The sequence below is a fragment of the Polaribacter aquimarinus genome, from assembly GCF_003129485.1.
Taxonomy (GTDB): Bacteria; Bacteroidota; Bacteroidia; order Flavobacteriales; family Flavobacteriaceae; genus Polaribacter; species Polaribacter aquimarinus.
In genome coordinates, this window is sequence record NZ_QFFG01000007.1 from 139,234 (window position 1) to 155,564 (window position 16,331).

Sequence of the window (16,331 nt, forward strand, 5' to 3'; positions counted from 1 at the left end):
TTTTATTTACATATTCCTACGATACTGTCCACCAACTTTAAACAAAGCTTCTGTAATTTGTCCTAAAGAACAAACTTTGGTTGCTTCCATCAATTTTTCAAATAAGTTTTCATTTTGAATGGCAGCTTCTTGAAGTATTGCTAATTGTTGAGTAACATTTTCTTCATTTGCCTCATTAAGGCTTTCTTTTGTTTTAATCTGATTTAGTTTTTCTTCTTCAGTAGCACGTATTACTTCCGCAGGTAAAACAGTAGGTGAACCTTTAGAACTTAAAAAAGTATTGACACCAATAATTGGGAATTCCCCTGTGTGTTTTAAAGTTTCATAATACAAACTTTCTTCTTGAATTTTTGAGCGTTGATACATGGTTTCCATGGCTCCTAAAACACCACCTCTTTCTGTAATTCTATCAAATTCTTCTAAAACAGCTTCCTCAACCAAATCTGTTAGTTCTTCAATAATAAACGAACCTTGAATTGGATTTTCATTTTTTGTTAAACCTAATTCCTTATTTATAATTAACTGAATTGCCATAGCTCTTCTTACAGATTCTTCTGTTGGAGTCGTTATGGCTTCATCATAAGCGTTGGTGTGCAAAGAATTACAATTATCATAGATAGCATATAAAGCTTGTAGTGTTGTTCTAATATCATTAAAGTCAATTTCTTGGGCGTGTAAAGAGCGTCCAGAAGTTTGAATATGATACTTTAACATTTGCGCTCTTGGATTTGCTCCGTATTTTAATTTCATTGCTTTTGCCCAAATTTTACGAGCAACTCTACCAATAACTGCATACTCTGGGTCAATACCATTTGAAAAGAAAAACGACAAGTTTGGGCCAAATCTATTGATGTCCATTCCACGTGATAAATAATATTCCACGTAAGTAAATCCGTTTGCCAAGGTTAATGCCAATTGCGTAATTGGATTTGCGCCAGCTTCGGCAATATGATAACCAGAAATAGAAACAGAATAAAAGTTTCTCACTTGTTTTTCAATAAAATATTCTTGCACATCACCCATCAATCTTAATGCAAATTCAGTAGAAAAAATACAGGTATTTTGTGCTTGATCTTCCTTTAAAATATCTGCTTGTACAGTTCCTCTAACTTGCGTTAACGTGTCTTTTTTTATCTGTTGATAAACTTCAGAAGGTAATACCAAATCACCAGTAATTCCTAATAAAAGTAAACCTAAACCATTATTTCCTTCAGGTAAATCACCATAATATTTAGGTCTTTCCAAGCCTTTTTTATCATAGATTTCTGATAGTTTTTCTTCTACAAGATGTTCAAGATTATTTTCTTTAATGTATTTCTCACAATTTTGATCAATGGCAGCATTCATAAAAAAACCTAACAACATAGGTGCAGGCCCATTAATGGTCATAGAAACTGATGTCATATAATGACTCAAATCAAAACCAGAATAGAGTTTTTTAGCATCATCTAAACAACAAATAGAAACACCAGCATTACCTATTTTACCGTAAATATCTGGTCTGTGTCCAGGATCATTTCCATATAAAGTCACAGAATCAAAAGCGGTTGATAAACGTTTTGCATCCATACCTAAACTCACATAGTGAAAACGTCTATTGGTTCTTTCTGGTCCACCTTCACCTGCAAACATTCTTGTAGGGTCTTCACCTGTCCTTTTAAAAGGATATAAGCCTGAAGTATAAGGAAATTCTCCTGGAACATTTTCTTGTAAGTTCCATTTTAATAAATCTCCCCAAGCTTGATATTTTGGTAAAGCTACCTTTGGTATTCGAGAATGTGATAAAGATTCAGAGTGTGTTTCGATTTTGATTTCTTTATCACGTACTTTAAATGTATAAATAGGATTTTTATATTTCAGTACCTTTTCTTGCCAGTTTAAAATGATTTCCCAATTATATGGGTCTAAGTTGAGTTTTACTTTATCAAACTGAGCAAAGAGTAACTTAACGAATTCAGTATCGTCATTCTGAACTTGTTTGAGAATCTCATCTTCATTTAACCCCGTTTTAATAATATCAATTGATGAGTTTGTGATTGATTCTATTGTTTTGAAAATTCCAAACAGCTTTTGAGCAACCACAACTTGTTCTTCAACTTTATCATCATAGCTTCTATTACTCTCTGCAATCTCTGATAAATAACGCACTCTTTTAGGTGGAATTACAAATATCTTCTCAGACATTTCTTTGGTGATTTCCATATTAGACTGTAAATCAACATTCGTTTTTTCAACCAATTTATCCATAATCGCTTTGTAAAGCGAGTTCATTCCTGGATCATTAAATTGTGAAGCAATCGTTCCAAAAACGGGCATATCATCCATATGAATATCCCATAAATTGTTGTTACGCATGTATTGCTTTTTTACATCACGAATGGCATCTAATGCTCCTCTTTTATCAAATTTATTGATGGCAACCAAATCAGCAAAATCTAACATATCAATCTTTTCTAACTGAGTAGCTGCTCCAAATTCTGGAGTCATTACATATAATGAAGTATCAGAATGTTCAATAATTTCGGTGTCAGATTGTCCAATTCCAGAAGTTTCTAAAATGATTAAATCAAATTCAGCAGCTTTTAAAACTTGTACAGCTTCATTTACATATTTAGACAATGCTAAATTCGATTGACGAGTTGCTAATGAGCGCATATAAACTCTTGAGTTATTTATGGTATTCATCCGAATTCTATCACCTAACAAAGCACCACCAGTTTTTCTTTTAGAAGGATCAACAGAAATTAGCCCAACAGTTTTATTAGGAAAATCAATTAAAAAACGACGAACCAATTCATCAACCAAAGATGATTTTCCTGCACCACCTGTTCCTGTAATTCCTAGAACAGGAGTTTTTGAAGTTGAGTTTTTAGTGTGAATTTTATCTAAAGTAGCTTTTGCAATTTCTGGGAAGTTTTCTGCTGCGGAAATAACGCGTGCAATTTTACCAGCTTCTTTTTTTGATAAATCATCAATATTTACTTGTAAATTATCTCCAATTGCAAAGTCTGATTTTTCTACCAAATCATTAATCATACCTTGTAATCCAAGTTCTCTTCCATCATCAGGAGAATAAATACGTGTAATTCCATAATCCATCAAATCTTTAATTTCTTCAGGAAGAATTACACCACCTCCACCACCAAAAATCTTGATATGGCTAGCTCCTTTTTCTTGTAATAAATCATACATGTATTTAAAATACTCATTATGACCTCCTTGATAAGAGGTCATTGCAATGGCATTTACATCTTCTTGAATGGCGCAGTTAACCACTTCTTCTACAGACCTATCATGTCCTAAATGAATTACTTCAACTCCAGTAGATTGTATGATTCTGCGCATTATATTAATGGCAGCATCATGTCCATCAAAAAGAGAAGCAGCAGTTACAATTCTTACTTTATGTTTAGGTTTATAAGGAGTAATTTGTTCCATTCGTAATAAATGTTTAATTTTAGGTCTGCAATTTACGAAAATCTTAAAAAATATGCCGAATCTATGAGTTTTTTTAAAATTTTAGTAAGGTTTTTACTTGCTTAATTATTTTTAAAGTTTAACGGCATAGTATTTGTTGTTGTTAAAGCACTTTAAATTGATTTATTATGAAATATATAAAAGCACTATTACTATTTTTATTAATTGTATCATATTCTTGTCAAACCGTTAAAGTTGTTACAGATTATGATACTAAAGCAGATTTTTCAAAATATAAAACTTTTGCTTTTTATAAACCAGAAATAGATAAAGCTAAAATTTCAGATTTAGATAAAAAGCGAATTTTAAGAGCAATAGAATCAGAATTAATAGCAAAAGGATTTACAAAATCTAAAAACCCAGATATTTTAGTTGGTATTTTTACAAAATCTAGAGAAAAAGTAAATGTTAATCAGAATAATGGTTTAGGTTGGGGTTTTGGTTGGGGTTGGAATCCTTGGTGGGGAATGAACAATAATATTCAAGTAAATCAATTTACAGAGGGGACTTTATTTATAGATTTTATTGATAAAGAGAAAAAGGAATTAGTATGGCAAGGCGTAGGAACCGGAGCACTAAGACTACAAAATAGGGAAAAAAAAGAAGCACGAATAAAAGAGTTTGTGAAAGAAATTATATCAAGATTTCCTCCAGGAAAAGAAAAATAAAGTTTTAAAAAGCGTTCGTGAGAACGCTTTTTTTATGGATTAAAATAATATTTTTGTATTATGTACAACAAGAGAGTATCTTTAGAAGAAGGAGATTTTTATTTTAACGAACAAGGTTACCGAGTTTTTACAGAAAAATATCACCTTAAAAGAGGGTATTGCTGTAAAAGTGGTTGTAAACATTGTCCATACGGATATGATAAAAAAACAGATACTTTTAAATAGAAGTGACTTTTAAAAGAAATAGGTTTCTTAATAATAGATATAATAAAAAGATGATAAAAAGAATTTTGGTTTTAGTGGTTGCAATTCAATTAGTAGGATGTGCAGAATTACAAAAAGTAGTTAATAATTTACCTAACGGCGGTGCTTTAACTCAAGAACAAATTGGTAACGGATTACGTCAAGCATTAGATAATGGAATTAAAAACCAAGTTTCTAAATTAACTTCTAAAGACGGATTTTATAGAAATCAGTTGGTAAAAATTATGTTGCCTCAAGAATTACAAGCCGTAGATAAAGGTTTGCGTAAAATAGGTTTGGGTAATTTAGCTGATGAGGGTATTAAAGTTTTAAACAGAGCAGCTGAAGATGCTGTAAAAACAGCAACACCTATTTTTATAAATGCTGTTAAAGAAATTACTTTTAATGATGCTAAAAATATTTTATTAGGTGATCAAAATGCAGCTACGTCTTACTTACAAGGAAAAACAAATACTGCTTTATACAATAGTTTTAGTCCAGTTATTCAGAACTCGTTCTCTAAAGTTGGAGCAGATAAAGTTTGGAATAATTTAATTTCTAAATACAATTCTATTCCCTTTGTAAAGAAAGTAAATCCAGATTTAACACAATATGTAACAAACCAAGCTTTAAAGGGGGTTTTTACGATGATAGAAGTCGAGGAAAAAGGGATTAGAGAAAAAGTAGGGTTAAGAAATACAGCTTTATTAAAACAAGTGTTTGCTTTACAAGATAAGAAATAAACAAAAGTATTTACAAAGTATATAGAACCTGTATTTTACTAGAATACAGGTTTTTTTATGCTTAGTGATTTAGGTTGTTTCGATAAATTCCTTATATTTAAAGAATAAAGTAAATAAATGTCAAGAATAAATCAGCTTCAAACTTATAAAAAGCACTTAGAAGAAAGGTATTTTAGGTTGTTAGAAAAATCTAATGATTATCGTTTTGAAGATGAATCTAAAAGTGATACTGCTGCTTTTAAAGCGATGAAAGTTTTAGAAAAAATAAATCAAGTAAAATACTTGGATAGGGATTTACTAAATACGACTGCTTAAAATTTTCGACATTTCTTTTTGTAATTCTTTAGCTTTTAATTTAGATTTTTCTGTAAAATCTTCATCTTTTGAAGCGTAAATAATTCCTCTAGAAGAGTTAATTAATAAACCAATATTAGCAGATAAACCATATTTACAAACATCTTGTAAGTTTCCACCTTGAGCGCCAACACCAGGAACTAATAAAAAAGAATCAGGTACAATTTTTCTTATCTCAGCAAAATATTCCGCTTTTGTAGCACCCACAACATACATTAAGTTTTCAGAGTTTTTCCAGTTTTTAGAAGTCTCTAAAACTGCTTTATATAATTCCTTTTCTTCAACTTTTTTTGTTTGAAAATCAAATGCACCTTCATTAGAAGTTAAAGCTAACATAATGGTATGTTTATTTTCAAAAGCAAGAAAAGGTTCTATCGAGTCTTTTCCCATATATGGCGCAACGGTAACAGAGTCAAAAGCTAAATCTTCAAAAAAAGCTTTTGCATACATAGTTGAAGTGTTGCCAATATCTCCACGTTTAGCATCCGAAATTGTAAAGATTTCTGGATAGTTTGTGTTTAAGTATTGAATTGTTTTTTCTAAAGCTTTCCAACCTTTTAAACCGTAAGCTTCATAAAAAGCCGTGTTAGGTTTATAAGCAACACAAAGGTGGTGCGTCGCATCAATAATAGCTTTGTTAAACGCAAAAATTGGATCTTCTTCTTTTAAAAGATGAGGTGGGATTTTATTTAAATCTACATCTAGCCCAATGCATAAAAATGATTTCTTTTTCTTAATTTGAGCGACTAATTCTTGTGTTGTCATCAGATAATTATAAGTTCTACAAAAGTAGGTATTTTTGTTTTGATTTAAAGATCAGAATTGTAAGTAATATATAATTTTGAAGACAAAAATGAAAAATTAATTAATGTTCAAAAAAATATCAATTTTAGTTATCTTGGTTTTTATGAGTTGTAGTTTTGAAACTCCAACTAACTTTACACCAGAAGCTTTAAATGAAAAGGTTTATAGTTTAGACGAGTCTTCATCAACTTTTCAAGAAATATTAAATAAACATAAGGGAAATAAAATTTTAATAGATTTTTGGGCTTCTTGGTGTAGAGATTGTATAGAAGGGTTGTCAGAAGTTAAGAAATTGCAGAAAGAATTTCCAAAAATTACTTTTTTATTTTTATCAGTAGATACAAGGAAAAACTCTTGGAAAAGAGGAATACAGCGTTATAAAATTACTGGAGAACATTATAATTTACCAAAAGGAATGAAAGATGGTGCTTTGGTAGATTTTATTGGTTTAGGCTGGATTCCTAGATATATGGTTATTGATGAGTTCGGAAAAATAGCTCTATTTAAAGCAACCGACGCTTCTGATGATGAGATAATACAAGCTTTGAAAAAAGCTATATAAAACGTTTTAGTAACTATTTGTTTTTCTTTCTGTTTTTTGTTATTCCATTTCTTAAATTTACATCATCAAATAAATTAGAAATCGACCTTGTTTTTAAGGTAAAAAAAATAAAATTATGAGAACTAAAGTAGTTGCAGGAAACTGGAAAATGAATAATGATAAGAAAGAGAGCAAACAATTAATTAAAGATTTAAAAAAATCGATAAAAAAAGAGAAATTAAAAAACACTCGTGTTATTGTTGCGCCAACATTTGTAAACTTATCATCTTCAGTAAAAGCGGCTAAAAAATCTAAAATTGAAGTTGTTGCACAAAATATGCATCAGGCTAAAAACGGTGCTTACACTGGAGAAATTTCTGCAAATATGTTAAAAGCAATCGGAATAGAAACGGTTATTTTAGGGCATTCAGAAAGAAGAACTTACTTTAATGAAACTGATGAAACATTAGCTGCTAAAGTTGATGCTATTTTAGAAAATAAATTAGAAACTATTTTTTGTTTTGGTGAATTGTTAGAAGATAGAAAGTCTGATAATCATTTTGCAGTAGTAGAGAGTCAATTAAAAAATGCATTATTTCATTTAGAAGCTGATGCTTGGAAAAGCATCATTTTAGCATACGAACCAGTTTGGGCAATAGGTACAGGAGAAACTGCAAGTCCAGAACAGGCTCAAGAAATGCACGCTTTTATTAGAAATATTATAGAAAAGCAGTATAATAAAGAAGTAGCTGATGGAGTATCAATTTTATATGGAGGAAGTGTAAAACCAGCAAATGCAGAAGAGATTTTTTCTAAACCAGATGTAGATGGTGGTTTAATTGGTGGAGCAGCTTTAAAAGTAGAAGATTTTACTGCAATTATTAAAGCTATTTAAGAGAAGGACTTAAAAATATTTACAATAAATTTGCATCCAGATTTTTTAAATCTTGATGCATTTTTTTTTGATTTACAATTATGGATAATATATATATAGAATACAATTTTACAGTATCCCCAAAAGAACCAACTACAGAAATTCTAATCGCGGAATTAGGTAATGTTGGTTTTGAAAGTTTTGTAGAAACTGAAAACGGAGTTACTGCTTATATTCAAAAAGAAGATTGGAGCGAAGCTATTTTAGAGGATATTTATGTAATAAATTCTGATGAGTTTTCTATAGAATACAATCAAATGGAAGTAGCACAAACCAATTGGAATGCAGAATGGGAAAAGAATTTTGCACCTATTAAAGTGGATGATTTGGTAAGTATTCGTGCACCATTTCACGAAAACCCAAATTTAAAATATGATATTGTTATAGAACCAAAAATGAGTTTTGGTACAGGGCATCACGAAACTACTCATATGATGGTGCAACATTTATTACAATTAAATTTAGAAAATAAGAAAGTATTAGATATGGGATGTGGAACTGGAATTTTAGCAATTTTTGCAGAAATGAAAGGAGCAAATCCAACAGATGCCATTGATATTGATAATTGGTGTTATGAAAATTCTATAGAAAATGTTGAAAGAAATAACTGTAAGCATATTTCAGTTTATGAAGGAGATTCATCACTCTTAATCAATAAAAAATACGATGTGATTATTGCCAACATCAACAGAAATATTTTATTAATGGATATGAAGGTTTATACTAATTGTTTAAATGAAAAAGGTGTTCTACTGTTAAGTGGATTTTATCAAGAAGATATTCCTGTTATAGATACAGAAGTCTCTAAATATGGATTAAAGCTCGAAAAATATATAGAGCGTAACAATTGGGTGGCGTTAAAATACAATAAAGAGTAAAAAATATTCGTTATTTTTGCAGATATGAGTACAAAAGAAAAAATTCAGGAAGAAGTTGACGTTCTAGAACAAGAAACACATCAGCACGAAATTGTTTTACACAATGATGAAGTTAATACTTTCGACTTTGTAATTGAATCTTTAATTAATGTTTGCGATCATACTTTAGAGCAAGCAGAACAATGTACAATATTAGTGCATTATAAAGGAAAGTGTACCGTAAAATCCGGTGAGTATAAAGATTTAGAACCTAGATGTTCTAAATTATTACAATTAGGTTTATCTGCAGAATTGGTTTAAAGATGGAAAACATTTTTAAATATTACGAATTTTCTGATTTTATTGTTGATAAATCTCACACCTTTTCAGATAACGAGATTAGTTTTTCAGAATTAAACGATACTCATTTTTTAATTTTTGAAAAAAACGAAAATGCCTATAACTTATATGTTTCCAGATATCATCATATAAAAGATATTGGAACTAAACCACCAGAAATACTTGAATTACTAGTAGAAAACTACGATAAGAGTATTCCCGAACACCGACTAATGATTAAGCAATACCTTCATTAAGCGACCATTCATCGAAAACCATAAAAAAAATCTTACTTTTTTTATTTATTTGTAGTGACTTAGAGATAAAAAATGAGTCATATAAATATATAATAATTAAGGTGTTTAAAAGAATCATAATAATTGGGGTAATAATTATGTTTCCATTGATGGGGCTTTCACAAGTTGTGCCTCCACCCGTGCCACCTCCACCACCTCCTGGTTTACCAATAGATGGTATTACCGGAATGTTGTTTTTAGTAGGAATAATATACGGATCAAAAAAGATCCTTAAAGATAGTAGTAGTTAGTTTTTATACTAAGTTTGGTTAGACAAAAAGGCCTTGAATAAAATTCAAGGTCTTTTTCATTTTAATAAGTTTTTATTATCTATTATAAATAAAAAAACTCACCTTAAAAGATGAGTTTTTGTGACCATGGCAGGATTCAAACCTGCAACCTCTTGAGCCGTAATCAAGTGCGCTATTCAGTTGCGCCACATGGCCTTAAGCGGCTGCAAATATAATAGCATTTTTTGAAATTAGAAAGGCAAATTTCATTTTTTATGAATTTATTTCCTTTCTATATTTTTCAACTATAGGTTCAGCTTTTTGTTTGTCAGAACTTAAAATATGAACTTCAACAGCATTCATTTGTTCTCCAAAACCAGCTAATCTTGCAGATTCAAAATTATCTTTAATTATATAGTGGATTTTATTATCGTCTAATAAATTTTGTAATCCTCTAACTATAATAGAGGATCCTGAAAATATTTTAATGTGTTCTGTAGCCATAATATTTAGTTTTAATCTAATGAATTTAAAGTAACATAAGCTCTCCAACCAATTATTGCTAATTGGACTTTTGATGCTTTAGAAATATCCAATTCTTTTTTAGTAAAAGAAGGTAAGATCAATTTATTAATTTTAGCAAGTGTCTTGAAAACTTGTTTTTTCATTTGAAATATATTATAAATCAAATTTACTGAAAATAAACAACTCAATCTTTGACAAGAAAGAGTTGTTTGTTAACCAAGTTACTTTTTCTTTAACAATAAGAATATTTAACCTATAAACTAGAATAGGATTTGTAATATAATATCAGATAATGTTTTAATTGAGTCAAGTAAGATAATAATCATAATAGTGTGTTTTTTGAGTTAGTAATTTTAGTCAATTTCGAAATTGTTTTCTCAATATATAATGATTGAAATAGTAGTACCAAATAATTATTTAACTATTAATCTATTTGATTTAACTTTTGAAAGTCAAAATGCTATTTTAGTTTTAATATGTAATTATATTTTCTTTATATTAGTTACATAATGTAATAATTATGGTTTTTTGTTTTGAAAAGTGTTAGATTGTAAAGGGCTTGAAAATAAAGCTTTTTATAACTAAAGGAAATATCATTTTTAAAAGCCTCTTTTTGGGGCTTTCTATTTTTTCTTTTACTCTAAAGTGATAAAAATGTATCTTCGTCAAAAATTAAAATTGATGAATTTTTTATTAATAGTTGGTGGTCTAATATTGTTGATTTTAGGTGGTAATTGGTTGCTAAAATCGGCAGTTGCTTTATCATTAAAGTTAGATATTCCTAAAATAATTATTGGAATGACTGTGGTGTCTTTTGCAACATCAGCACCAGAATTAATAGTAAGTATAAATGCTGCTTTAAGCGGTTCTTCAGATTTAGCATTGGGAAATGTAATTGGCTCTAACATTGCAAATCTAGGTTTGGTTTTAGGAATCACATTATTATTGGGCACTATGAATGTTCAAAAAAGTTTTTATAAAATCGATTGGCCAGTAATGATGATAGCTTCTGTACTATTATTTCTTTTTTTAAATGGAGACAATATTATTAATCAAACTGAAGGAATTATTTTATTTTCTTTTTTAGTTGTTTTTCTAATTTACCTTTTACGTTTTCAAAAAACTGCCGTTGTAGATGAATTGCCAGAAGATGATGAACCCTTACCGTTATATAAAATAGTTTTATTTTTATTTATTGGAGGTTTAGGGTTGTGGAGTGGTTCGGAGTTGTTGATTAAAGGTGCGACTTCTTTAGCGCAAGAGTTTGGGGTAAGTGAGCGAGTAATTGGTGTAACAGTAGTTTCAATTGGAACAAGTATACCAGAACTAGCAGCATCAATAATAGCGGTATTAAAGAAAGAAAAAGCAATTTCTTTAGGGAATCTTATAGGATCTAATGTGTTTAATATTTTAGCTGTTTTAGGAATTACTTCTATGATCACTCCAGTTGCAGTCACAGACCAAGGTCTTTTAACGGATGATATTTTTTGGATGCTAGGAATTTCCTTTTTAATATTTCCTTTAGTGTTTTTTCCAAAGAAACTTCAATTAGGGTGGAGAGAAGGTTTAATCTTACTAACGGGATATTTAGTTTTTATATATGTAACCATATAAATAAAAATTTAAATTTGTTGTAATAAAAAAAGGTTCGCAAAATGCGAACCTTTTTAATATGTCAATTTTTCTGATTAAATTTTTGCAGACTTTACAGTCTTAATAATTCTACCAGCGATTTTGTATGGGTCACCATTAGAAGCAGGTCTTCTGTCTTCTAACCAACCTTTCCAACCTTTCTCAACTGCAATAATTGGAATACGGATTGAAGCACCTCTATCAGAAACTCCCCAAGAGAAATCAGTAATAGCAGCAGTTTCGTGTAAACCAGTTAAACGTTGGTCGTTAAACTCTCCGTAAACAGCAATATGCTCATCTACTACAGGTCTAAAAGCTTCACAAATTTTTCCGTAAATTTCTTCAGAACCACAAGTTCTTAAAGTAGTATTAGAGAAGTTTGCGTGCATACCAGAACCATTCCAGTCCATATCTTTACCTAATGGTTTTGGGTGGTAATCAATGTAGTATCCGTATTTTTCTGTTAATCTGTCTAATAAATAACGAGCAATCCAAATCTCATCACCAGCTTTTTTAGCTCCTTTAGCAAATAATTGGAATTCCCATTGTCCAGAAGCAACCTCTTGGTTAATTCCTTCAAAGTTTAATCCAGCATCAATACATAAGTCAGCATGCTCTTCAACTAAATCTCTACCGTGAGTGTTTTTACCACCTACAGAACAGTAGTACATACCTTGTGGAGCAGGATAACCACCTACAGGAAAACCTAAAGGTAATTGAGTTTTAGTATCCATGATAAAGTACTCTTGCTCAAAACCAAACCAGAAATCATTATCATTGTCATCAATAGTAGCTCTTCCGTTAGAAACGTGCGGAGTACCATCAGCATTTAAAACTTCAGTCATTACTAAATAACCATTTCTTCTTGCAGGATCTGGATAGATTGCTACAGGTTTTAATAAACAGTCAGAAGAACCTCCTTCAGCTTGTCTTGTTGATGAACCATCAAAAGACCAGTTATCTAATTCTTCTAAAGTTCCTTGAAAATTTTCATGCTCTTCAACTTTGGTTTTACTTCTCATATTCTGAGTTGGAAAATATCCATCTAACCAAATGTATTCTAATTTAATTTTTGCCATAATAAATTGTTTATGTGATGTTTCTGCTACAAAAATCAAATATTTTACCTTCATATCAAAAAAATGAGGGGTAAAATATTTAAAATCAATAAAAAATAATTTTATCCCTAATTTTGAAAGGGTATATTTGTGTAAAATTAAAAATAAGTTGTAAATATTAATAATATGTCAAGGATTAGATTCAATGCTTTGCAAGAAACGCTTCATAGAAGTCCTCTAAAAGTTGTTCAGAACGAGAAAAGATCAACACTTTTTGGGCAAAATGTCTTTAATAAACATGCTATGCAACAGTATCTTACACGTTCTGCTTATGAAAGTGTAATGAATGCAATTGAGCACGGAACAAAAATTGATAGAAAAATTGCTGACCAAGTTGCTGTGAGTATGAAAGATTGGGCAATGGCAAAAGGAGCTACTCACTATACACATTGGTTTCAACCACTTACAGGTGCAACAGCAGAAAAACATGATGCTTTTTTTGAGTCTATTAATGGTAGTTTGGCAATGGAAAAATTTGATGGAGAGCAATTGGTTCAACAAGAACCAGATGCTTCAAGTTTTCCTCATGGAGGGATTAGAAATACCTTTGAAGCAAGAGGATATACAGCTTGGGATCCTACTTCGCCTGCCTTTATTTATGAAACAACTTTATGTATTCCTACTATTTTTGTTGCTTACACAGGAGAAGCTTTAGATAATAAAACCCCATTGTTAAGAGCTTTACAAGCTATGGATACCCATGCAACAGCAGTTTGCAAGTATTTTGATAAAAACGCCAGTAAAGTAAGTGCTACTTTGGGTTGGGAACAAGAGTTTTTTTTAATTGATGATGCTTTGGCGCTTTCTAGACCAGATATTCAATTAACAGGCAGAACTTTATTGGGTCATACGCCGGCAAAAGGGCAACAACTAGATGATCATTATTTTGGTACCATTCCGTCTAGAGCGATGAGTTTTATGCAAGATTTAGAGCAAGAATGCATGCTGTTGGGTATCCCTGTGAAAACAAGACATAATGAAGTTGCACCCAATCAATTTGAAGTTGCTCCGATTTTTGAAGAAGCTAATTTAGCAGTAGACCACAATTCTTTATTAATGGATGTAATGCAAAAAGTTTCTAGAAGACATAAATTTAAAGTGCTTTTTCATGAAAAACCATTTATTGGAGTTAATGGTTCTGGGAAACATAACAACTGGTCATTAACATCAGATAATGGAACCAATTTGTTAAGTCCAGGTAAAACACCTATGAAAAACTTACAGTTTTTAACCTTTTTTGTGAATACTATAAAAGCAGTTTATAAGTACGAAGAATTATTAAGAGCATCAATTGCATCTGCTACAAACGAGCATAGATTAGGAGCAAATGAAGCTCCACCAGCAATTATTTCAGTTTTTATTGGTAGTCAGCTTTCTGCTGTTTTAGATGAACTAGAAAATGTAACAAAGGGGAAGTTATCTCCTCAAGAGAAAACAGATTTAAAGTTAAATATCATTGGTAAAATACCTGAGATTTTATTAGATAATACTGATAGAAATAGAACATCACCTTTTGCATTTACAGGAAATAAGTTTGAGTTTAGGGCAGTGGGTTCATCAACCAATTGTGCGATACCAATGACAGTTTTAAACACCATCGTTGCCAAACAATTAAAAGAATTTAAAATAGAAGTAGATGCTTTAATTGATAAAAAAGGATTAAAAAAAGATGAAGCTGTTTTTAATATTTTAAGAGAATATATAAAAGACTCTAAGGCTGTGCGTTTTGATGGGGACAGTTATGGAGAAGCTTGGGAAAAAGAAGCAAAAAAACGCGGATTAAGTAATAATAAAGCAACTCCAGAAGCACTAAAGGTTAAAGTTTCAAAAGACACAATAGATCTATTTGAAGAAATGGAAGTAATGAGTAAAATAGAAATCGAAGCTCGTTATGAAATTGATTTAGCCGCTTATACAAAAAAGGTGCAAATAGAAGCTCGTGTTTTAGGAGATATAGCAAGAAATCATATAGTGCCAACTGCAATTAACTATCAGAATACATTGCTAGAAAACACTAAAAACTTAAAAGAAATTTTTGGTGGAGACTATAAGAATATTGCTAAAGAACAAATAGAATTGATTATGACTATTTCCAATCATATCACCCAAATCAATGCTTTGGTTATTAAAATGGAGGAAGCTAAAATACAATCAAATAGAAGTATAGGTTTAAAACTTGCCGAAAATTATTCTAATAAAGTAAAACCATTTTTTAAAGAAATAAGATTTCATTGTGATCAGTTAGAAACTATGGTTGATGATAATTTATGGCCACTTACTAAATATAGAGAGTTATTGTTTACCAAGTAATATTTAAAAAACATACTACTTTACAGTAGGATTTTTTTTGTAAAAGACTAAATTTGCAGCTCACAACACAACAAAAATGAGTCAAGAAGTTTCTAAACGTTACGCACAAAGAGGTGTATCTGCATCCAAAGAAGATGTACACAATGCTATTAAGAATATAGACAAAGGTTTATTTCCGAAAGCATTTTGCAAAATTGTTCCTGATTATTTAACTAATGATGATCATTATTGCTTAATTATGCACGCAGATGGAGCAGGTACAAAATCTTCTTTAGCTTATATGTATTGGAAAGAAACAGGAGATATTTCTGTTTGGAAAGGTATTGCCCAAGATGCTTTAATTATGAATATTGACGATTTATTATGTGTAGGTGCAACCGATAATATTATGTTATCATCAACTATTGGACGTAATAAAAGCAAAATTCCTGGTGAAGTTTTATCTGCAATTATCAACGGAACTGAAGAATTGATTGAAGATTTAAAAAAATTCGGAGTTACCATACATTCTACAGGTGGTGAAACTGCAGATGTTGGTGATTTGGTGAGAACTATCATTGTAGATTCAACTGTAACTGCGCGTATGAAACGTACAGATGTTATTGATAATGCAAACATAAAAGCTGGTGATGTAATTGTAGGTTTAGAATCTTTTGGGCAAGCTACTTACGAAACCGAATATAATGGAGGTATGGGTTCAAACGGATTAACATCTGCAAGACACGATGTTTTTCATAAATATTTAGCAGATAAATATCCAGAAAGTTTTGATGCTGCTGTTCCTTATGATTTAGTGTATTCAGGTAATACAAAGCTGACAGATACTGTTGAAAATTCGCCAATAGATGCTGGTAAATTAGTATTATCACCTACAAGAACCTATGCACCAATTATAAAAGAAATTTTATCAAACTTTTCTTCTGATAAAGTACACGGAATGATTCACTGTTCTGGAGGTGCACAAACTAAAATCTTACATTTTGTAGATAATTTGCATATTGTAAAAGACAATATGTTTCCAATTCCGCCTTTATTTAAATTGATACAAGAGCAATCGAAAACTGATTGGAAAGAAATGTATCAAGTATTTAACTGCGGACATAGAATGGAAATTTACGTTTCCCCAGAAATTGCTGAAGATATTATTTCCATCTCTAAATCTTTTAATGTAGATGCTAAAATTATAGGAAGTGTACAAGCATCAGAAAGTAAGAAATTGACAATAAAAAGCGAGTTTGGAGTTTTTGAATACTAATGAAA

General features: G+C 30.5%; 18 protein-coding genes and 1 tRNA gene. 13 read left to right on the forward strand and 6 right to left on the reverse strand.

Annotated features, from left to right (window positions below; all coding sequences use genetic code 11):
- Positions 1-6: 6 nt before the first annotated feature.
- Positions 7-3,438, reverse strand: coding sequence for a methylmalonyl-CoA mutase family protein (locus tag DIS07_RS14565; protein WP_109406000.1), 3,432 nt, complete (start codon positions 3,436-3,438; stop codon positions 7-9).
- 167 nt (positions 3,439-3,605) lie between these two features.
- Between DIS07_RS14565 and DIS07_RS14570 the strand changes: the two genes are divergently transcribed.
- The 4 genes from DIS07_RS14570 to DIS07_RS14580 all read left to right on the forward strand — a co-directional run bounded on the left by DIS07_RS14570 (position 3,606) and on the right by DIS07_RS14580 (position 5,446).
- On the forward strand, positions 3,606-4,145 hold the full coding sequence (locus DIS07_RS14570) for a DUF4136 domain-containing protein (protein WP_109406001.1): 540 nt from the start codon (positions 3,606-3,608) through the stop codon (positions 4,143-4,145).
- Positions 4,146-4,205: 60 nt separating this feature from the next.
- Positions 4,206-4,370 carry a DUF5522 domain-containing protein gene (locus DIS07_RS15120; RefSeq protein WP_181374615.1) on the forward strand — a complete coding sequence of 55 codons (165 nt, stop codon included), beginning with the start codon at positions 4,206-4,208 and terminating at the stop codon, positions 4,368-4,370.
- 50 nt (positions 4,371-4,420) lie between these two features.
- On the forward strand, positions 4,421-5,131 hold the full coding sequence (locus DIS07_RS14575) for a DUF4197 domain-containing protein (RefSeq protein ID WP_109406002.1): 711 nt from the start codon (positions 4,421-4,423) through the stop codon (positions 5,129-5,131).
- 117 nt (positions 5,132-5,248) lie between these two features.
- Positions 5,249-5,446, forward strand: a complete 198-nt coding sequence (locus DIS07_RS14580; RefSeq protein WP_109406003.1) for a Lacal_2735 family protein — start codon at positions 5,249-5,251, stop codon at positions 5,444-5,446.
- Here DIS07_RS14580 and pyrF read toward each other — a convergent pair.
- The gene (gene pyrF / locus DIS07_RS14585) at positions 5,429-6,250 is read right to left on the reverse strand and encodes an orotidine-5'-phosphate decarboxylase (protein WP_109406004.1); all 822 of its coding nucleotides are present in this window, start codon (positions 6,248-6,250) and stop codon (positions 5,429-5,431) included. The two genes, DIS07_RS14580 and pyrF, sit on opposite strands and share 18 nt — an antisense overlap.
- A 103-nt stretch (positions 6,251-6,353) precedes the next feature.
- On the opposite strand from pyrF, the gene DIS07_RS14590 reads away from it, so the two are divergent.
- From DIS07_RS14590 to DIS07_RS15000, 6 genes are all read left to right on the forward strand, one after another.
- Entirely contained in the window at positions 6,354-6,851 is a 498-nt protein-coding gene (locus DIS07_RS14590; protein ID WP_109406005.1) for a TlpA family protein disulfide reductase, read from the forward strand.
- 115 nt (positions 6,852-6,966) lie between these two features.
- Entirely contained in the window at positions 6,967-7,725 is a 759-nt protein-coding gene (gene tpiA, locus DIS07_RS14595) for a triose-phosphate isomerase (RefSeq protein WP_109406006.1), read from the forward strand.
- An 80-nt stretch (positions 7,726-7,805) separates the two neighbouring features.
- Positions 7,806-8,642, forward strand: a complete 837-nt coding sequence (gene prmA / locus DIS07_RS14600) for a 50S ribosomal protein L11 methyltransferase (protein ID WP_109406007.1) — start codon at positions 7,806-7,808, stop codon at positions 8,640-8,642.
- Between the two features lie 24 nt (positions 8,643-8,666).
- Entirely contained in the window at positions 8,667-8,942 is a 276-nt protein-coding gene (locus DIS07_RS14605; RefSeq protein ID WP_109406008.1) for an ATP-dependent Clp protease adaptor ClpS, read from the forward strand.
- Between the two features lie 2 nt (positions 8,943-8,944).
- A complete protein-coding gene (locus DIS07_RS14610) occupies positions 8,945-9,217 on the forward strand; it encodes a hypothetical protein (RefSeq protein ID WP_109406009.1) in 273 nt (90 codons plus the stop codon).
- Positions 9,218-9,318: 101 nt separating this feature from the next.
- A complete protein-coding gene (locus DIS07_RS15000; protein WP_146190742.1) occupies positions 9,319-9,507 on the forward strand; it encodes a PID-CTERM protein-sorting domain-containing protein in 189 nt (62 codons plus the stop codon).
- 121 nt (positions 9,508-9,628) lie between these two features.
- Here the strand turns inward: DIS07_RS15000 and DIS07_RS14615 are convergent.
- From DIS07_RS14615 to DIS07_RS14625, 3 genes are all read right to left on the reverse strand, one after another.
- A tRNA-Arg gene (locus tag DIS07_RS14615) sits at positions 9,629-9,702 on the reverse strand.
- Positions 9,703-9,759: 57 nt separating this feature from the next.
- Positions 9,760-9,990 (reverse strand): putative signal transducing protein, encoded by a 231-nt coding sequence (locus tag DIS07_RS14620; RefSeq protein ID WP_109406010.1) that lies wholly within the window; start codon positions 9,988-9,990, stop codon positions 9,760-9,762.
- Between the two features lie 11 nt (positions 9,991-10,001).
- A complete protein-coding gene (locus DIS07_RS14625) occupies positions 10,002-10,154 on the reverse strand; it encodes an SsrA-binding protein (RefSeq protein WP_181374616.1) in 153 nt (50 codons plus the stop codon).
- 538 nt (positions 10,155-10,692) lie between these two features.
- Here DIS07_RS14625 and DIS07_RS14630 point away from each other — a divergent pair.
- On the forward strand, positions 10,693-11,625 hold the full coding sequence (locus DIS07_RS14630) for a calcium/sodium antiporter (protein ID WP_109406036.1): 933 nt from the start codon (positions 10,693-10,695) through the stop codon (positions 11,623-11,625).
- Positions 11,626-11,699: 74 nt separating this feature from the next.
- Here DIS07_RS14630 and DIS07_RS14635 read toward each other — a convergent pair whose 3' ends face one another.
- The gene (locus tag DIS07_RS14635; protein ID WP_109406037.1) at positions 11,700-12,722 is read right to left on the reverse strand and encodes a glutamine synthetase beta-grasp domain-containing protein; all 1,023 of its coding nucleotides are present in this window, start codon (positions 12,720-12,722) and stop codon (positions 11,700-11,702) included.
- Positions 12,723-12,887: 165 nt separating this feature from the next.
- On the opposite strand from DIS07_RS14635, the gene DIS07_RS14640 reads away from it, so the two are divergent.
- Entirely contained in the window at positions 12,888-15,071 is a 2,184-nt protein-coding gene (locus DIS07_RS14640; RefSeq protein ID WP_109406011.1) for a glutamine synthetase III family protein, read from the forward strand.
- Positions 15,072-15,147: 76 nt separating this feature from the next.
- Positions 15,148-16,326, forward strand: a complete 1,179-nt coding sequence (locus DIS07_RS14645; RefSeq protein ID WP_109406012.1) for an AIR synthase related protein — start codon at positions 15,148-15,150, stop codon at positions 16,324-16,326.
- Positions 16,327-16,331 lie beyond the last annotated feature (5 nt).

Coding starts and splice junctions, on each gene's coding strand:
- DIS07_RS14565 (WP_109406000.1), bottom strand. CDS start 3,438: ATGGAACAAATTACTCCTTATAAACCTAAACATAAAGTAAGAATTGTA.
- DIS07_RS14570 (WP_109406001.1), top strand. CDS start 3,606: ATGAAATATATAAAAGCACTATTACTATTTTTATTAATTGTATCATAT.
- DIS07_RS15120 (WP_181374615.1), top strand. CDS start 4,206: ATGTACAACAAGAGAGTATCTTTAGAAGAAGGAGATTTTTATTTTAAC.
- DIS07_RS14575 (WP_109406002.1), top strand. CDS start 4,421: ATGATAAAAAGAATTTTGGTTTTAGTGGTTGCAATTCAATTAGTAGGA.
- DIS07_RS14580 (WP_109406003.1), top strand. CDS start 5,249: ATGTCAAGAATAAATCAGCTTCAAACTTATAAAAAGCACTTAGAAGAA.
- pyrF (WP_109406004.1), bottom strand. CDS start 6,250: ATGACAACACAAGAATTAGTCGCTCAAATTAAGAAAAAGAAATCATTT.
- DIS07_RS14590 (WP_109406005.1), top strand. CDS start 6,354: ATGTTCAAAAAAATATCAATTTTAGTTATCTTGGTTTTTATGAGTTGT.
- tpiA (WP_109406006.1), top strand. CDS start 6,967: ATGAGAACTAAAGTAGTTGCAGGAAACTGGAAAATGAATAATGATAAG.
- prmA (WP_109406007.1), top strand. CDS start 7,806: ATGGATAATATATATATAGAATACAATTTTACAGTATCCCCAAAAGAA.
- DIS07_RS14605 (WP_109406008.1), top strand. CDS start 8,667: ATGAGTACAAAAGAAAAAATTCAGGAAGAAGTTGACGTTCTAGAACAA.
- DIS07_RS14610 (WP_109406009.1), top strand. CDS start 8,945: ATGGAAAACATTTTTAAATATTACGAATTTTCTGATTTTATTGTTGAT.
- DIS07_RS14620 (WP_109406010.1), bottom strand. CDS start 9,990: ATGGCTACAGAACACATTAAAATATTTTCAGGATCCTCTATTATAGTT.
- DIS07_RS14625 (WP_181374616.1), bottom strand. CDS start 10,154: ATGAAAAAACAAGTTTTCAAGACACTTGCTAAAATTAATAAATTGATC.
- DIS07_RS14630 (WP_109406036.1), top strand. CDS start 10,693: ATGAATTTTTTATTAATAGTTGGTGGTCTAATATTGTTGATTTTAGGT.
- DIS07_RS14635 (WP_109406037.1), bottom strand. CDS start 12,722: ATGGCAAAAATTAAATTAGAATACATTTGGTTAGATGGATATTTTCCA.
- DIS07_RS14640 (WP_109406011.1), top strand. CDS start 12,888: ATGTCAAGGATTAGATTCAATGCTTTGCAAGAAACGCTTCATAGAAGT.
- DIS07_RS14645 (WP_109406012.1), top strand. CDS start 15,148: ATGAGTCAAGAAGTTTCTAAACGTTACGCACAAAGAGGTGTATCTGCA.